Source organism: Acidovorax delafieldii 2AN (genome assembly GCF_000175235.1).
GTDB classification, from domain to species: domain Bacteria; phylum Pseudomonadota; class Gammaproteobacteria; order Burkholderiales; family Burkholderiaceae_C; genus Acidovorax; species Acidovorax delafieldii_B.
In genome coordinates this window covers 1-3,656 of record NZ_ACQT01000308.1, presented here as the reverse complement: position 1 = coordinate 3,656, position 3,656 = coordinate 1, and the positions used below count along the sequence as shown (strand labels likewise).

Here is a 3,656-nt window from a genome sequence, read left to right as displayed (position 1 = left end):
CCGAATGGCACAGCGCGGCCGTGGGAGAATCGCCCCCTTTCTCTTCTTGGAACGGGCCCGTCCGGCCCTCAAGCCCATGACCGACACGACCGCCAGCGCACCGCGCGCCTTCACCCTCAGCGACTTCGATTTCGCGCTGCCCCCGGCCCTCATCGCCCAGCACCCCGCCTCCGAGCGCAGCGCGTCGCGCCTGCTTGACGGCCGCCAGCTTCCGCCCACCGACCGCATCTTCCGTGAACTGCCCGGCCTGCTGCGCGCGGGCGACCTGCTGGTGTTCAACGACACGCGCGTGGTCAAGGCGCGCATCTTTGGCGAGAAGGCCAGCGGCGGCAAGCTGGAGCTGCTGATCGAGCGCGTATTGCCGGCCGAGGCCCGCGAAAACGCGGCAGGCACCGCAGGCGGTACGGGCAACGAAGTCGTGGCCCACATGAAGGTCAGCAAGAAGCCCCTGCCCGGCAGCACGGTGCACATGGCCGGTGGCCGCCACGCCGGCGGATTCGACGCCACGCTGCTCTCGCGCTGGCCCACGGAAGACGGCCCGCTGTTCCGCTTCGCGCTGCACGGGCCCGCGGGCGAATCGCCCTGGGAGCTGATGGAGCGCCACGGCCACCTGCCGCTGCCGCCCTACATCGAGCGCCAGCAGCACACCGGCAACGACCCCGACGCGGCCGAAGACAGCCAGCGCTACCAGACGGTGTTCGCCCGCGCGCCCGGCGCCGTGGCCGCGCCCACGGCGGCGCTGCATTTCGACGAGAGCGTGCTGGCCGAGATGGCGGCGCGCGGCATCGAGCGCGCCAGCGTCACGCTGCACGTGGGCGCGGGCACCTTCCAGCCCGTGAAAACCGAGAACCTTGCCGAGCACCAGATGCACAGCGAGTGGTACGAGGTGCCCCTGGCCACGCTGGCCGCCCTGGAGCGCTGCCGCCAGCGCGGCGGCCGCGTGGTGGCCGTGGGCACGACGACGGTGCGCACGCTCGAATCGTGGGCACGCTCGGGCCAGGCCAGCGGCGACACCGCCATCTTCATCACGCCGGGTTTTGCCTTCCAGGTGGTGGATGTGCTGCTGACCAACTTCCACCTGCCCAAGAGCACGCTGATGATGCTGGTGAGCGCCTTCGCGGGCTACGAGCACGTGATGGCGCTGTACCGGCATGCCATCGCGCAGGAATACCGGTTCTTCAGCTATGGCGACGCCATGCTGCTGGAACGCCGGAAAATGGCATAAACAATCTCAAGCGCTTGATGGAAAAGCGCCAACAGCTATCTAATCAGTAGCAATTGGCGCCTCGTGGGCCTGCCGGAACGCCCGTGCCTGACCGAAATGCCCGCAGCCGATGAAGGGCACCGGCGGGCGCAGGGCCGACAGCGGCGAGGGGTGGTTGGCCGTGAGCACCAGGTGCCCCCGGTCGCCCGGAATCACGGCGCGCTTGCTCTGCGCATGCGAGCCCCAGAGCATGAACACCACCGGGCGCTGCCCCTGGGCCACGTGGCGGATGACGGCATCGGTCAGCACCTCCCAGCCCTTGCCGGCGTGGCTGGCGGGCTGGCCTTCTTCGACGGTGAGCGTGGTATTGAGCAGCAGCACGCCATTCGCCGCCCATTTCACCAGGCTGCCGCCGGGCTGCGGAAACGCCGGCGGCGGCGTGCCCAGGTCGCGCTGCAGCTCCTTGAAGATGTTGCGCAGCGAGGGCGGCAGCGGCACGCCTGGTGCCACCGAGAAGGCCAGCCCCTCGGCCTGGCCCCTGCCGTGGTACGGGTCCTGCCCCAAGATGACCACGCGCACGTCCTCGGGCGCCGTGAGTTCCAGCGCCCGCAGCGGGCGCGGCGGAAAGATGGTGGCACCGGCATTGAGCCGCGCCTGCAGAAAGCCCAGCAACTTGCATCCGGCCGCGCCGGCAAAAAAGTCCTGCACCAGCGGCTGCCAGCCGGGCGCCACGGGCCAGTCGGCCGGATCGGCGCTCTGCAGCTGCGTGAGGGTGGTTTGCGGATCATTCATGGTCAAAACGGCCTCCAGCGCTTTTCTATCAAGCGCGAATAGCTATCAATTTCGAAGTTCGATGATTCCCCACTCGCCCTGCGTACGCGATGCATGAGACTGGCGCAGCCCAGACCAGCGGCCACCGCGCAAGGGCAGCCCCGCCGCGCTGGTGGCATCCCCCCCTGCCCGCATCGCGCAGCGATGCGAGAGCGGGGGGAAGGCGCGCAGCGCCTCAGGGGGGGTGTTCACGTCAAGCAAACAGCTTGGCCAGTTCCAGGCCGGGCTCCTTGGCGCGCATGAAGGCCTCGCCGACGAGGAAGGCGTGCACGCCGGCATCGCGCATGGTCTTCACGTCCGCGGGCTTGAGAACGCCCGACTCGGTGACCAGCAGGCGGTCGGGCGGCACATCCTTGAGCATGCCCAGCGTGGTGTCGAGCGTGACCTCGAAGGTGCGCAGGTTGCGGTTGTTGATGCCGACCAGCGGGGTCCTGAGCTTGAGCGCCCGCTCCAGCTCGGCGCGGTCGTGCACCTCCACCAGCACGGCCATGTCCAGGCCGCGCGCGATGGCTTCGAAGTCCGCCATCTGCGCGTCATCGAGGCAGGCGGCGATCAGCAGGATGGCGTCGGCGCCCATGGCGCGGGCCTCGTACACCTGGTAGGGGTCGATGAGGAAATCCTTACGCAGCACGGGCAACTGGCAGCTGGCGCGCGCCTGCTTGAGGTAATCCACGCTGCCCTGGAAGAACTGCTTGTCGGTCAACACCGAAAGGCAGGCAGCGCTCACGGTGCCGTCGCCCTCGGCGTAGCTCTGTGCGATGTCGGCGGGGATGAAGTCGGCGCGGATCACGCCCTTGCTCGGGCTGGCCTTCTTGATCTCGGCGATGACGGCCGCCTGGCCCCGCGCGATCTTGGCGCGCAGCGCGCCCTCGAAGTCGCGGGTGAGCACGCGGCTCTCGGCGTCGGCGCGCATCGCGGCCAGCGGCAGCCGCTTCTGGGCGGCGGCGACTTCTTCGTGCTTGACGGCAACGATCTTGTTCAGGATGTCGGACATGGTGTGTGAAGGGGGTTGTGAAGGTTCAATGCGCTGCGTGCGGGGCGTTGCCCACCGGCAGCGGCGCGCCCGAGCGGCGGATCTGCAGGCGCTCTGCCAGCGTGTCCACGCAGCGGTCAAGAATGCGCAGGTTCTGTGGAAATTGGCGAGACGTGAGATGCACCACGGTCAGCGCGGCCACCGGACCACGGCGCACATGCCGCAACTCCAGCAAAAAAGACACGCCGGTTTCTCGGGTGGTGGCCGGATAGCAGCCCAGACTGTGTTCGGCAGGATCAATCCGGATCGCTTCCCGTTGGACGAGGCCCACCGGGGTCAGGCGGCCCTGCTGAAAATCGACTTCCCAGCCCCGGTGGACCTGCCTGCCCTGCAGTTGCAGCTGCATCGCCAGCAGGATCAACACCGTGCAAAGAAGCACGACGGCCCAGAATGCCACGCCTTCCTGCAGCCCGGCAATGCGCAGCACCGCTGCGCTGCACAGCAGGCCCGACAGTCCCGTTGTCAGGATGATTTCGCGCCTGGATGCAGGCGATTCCAGGTTCTCTGGCAGCCATGCGCGCGGCTGCATCGCCAGCGTCCCCGCCCAAGCCGCCAGCGAGGCCGGCCGGGCCAGGCGACGCGGTGGCG

General features: G+C 68.7%; 4 protein-coding genes. 1 reads left to right on the top strand and 3 read right to left on the bottom strand.

Annotated elements, in window-relative coordinates; all coding sequences use genetic code 11:
* The first annotated feature begins 76 nt into the window (after nucleotides 1-76).
* On the top strand, nucleotides 77-1,225 hold the full coding sequence (gene queA / locus ACDELDRAFT_RS20150) for a tRNA preQ1(34) S-adenosylmethionine ribosyltransferase-isomerase QueA (RefSeq protein ID WP_040330080.1): 1,149 nt from the start codon (nucleotides 77-79) through the stop codon (nucleotides 1,223-1,225).
* 39 nt (nucleotides 1,226-1,264) lie between these two features.
* Here queA and ACDELDRAFT_RS20145 read toward each other — a convergent pair whose 3' ends face one another.
* The 3 genes from ACDELDRAFT_RS20145 to ACDELDRAFT_RS20135 form a co-directional block, all read right to left on the bottom strand.
* Entirely contained in the window at nucleotides 1,265-1,996 is a 732-nt protein-coding gene (locus ACDELDRAFT_RS20145; RefSeq protein ID WP_005799909.1) for a uracil-DNA glycosylase, read from the bottom strand.
* Between the two features lie 232 nt (nucleotides 1,997-2,228).
* Nucleotides 2,229-3,029, bottom strand: a complete 801-nt coding sequence (trpC, locus tag ACDELDRAFT_RS20140; protein WP_005799908.1) for an indole-3-glycerol phosphate synthase TrpC — start codon at nucleotides 3,027-3,029, stop codon at nucleotides 2,229-2,231.
* Between the two features lie 25 nt (nucleotides 3,030-3,054).
* Nucleotides 3,055-3,656: hypothetical protein (locus ACDELDRAFT_RS20135; protein WP_040330077.1), on the bottom strand; the 602-nt coding region annotated here is incomplete at its 5' end.

Bases quoted from the DNA above. Each gene is read 5' to 3' on its own strand.
- ACDELDRAFT_RS20145 (WP_005799909.1), bottom strand. From the start codon at position 1,996: ATGAATGATCCGCAAACCACCCTCACGCAGCTGCAGAGCGCCGATCCG.
- queA (WP_040330080.1), top strand. From the start codon at position 77: ATGACCGACACGACCGCCAGCGCACCGCGCGCCTTCACCCTCAGCGAC.
- trpC (WP_005799908.1), bottom strand. From the start codon at position 3,029: ATGTCCGACATCCTGAACAAGATCGTTGCCGTCAAGCACGAAGAAGTC.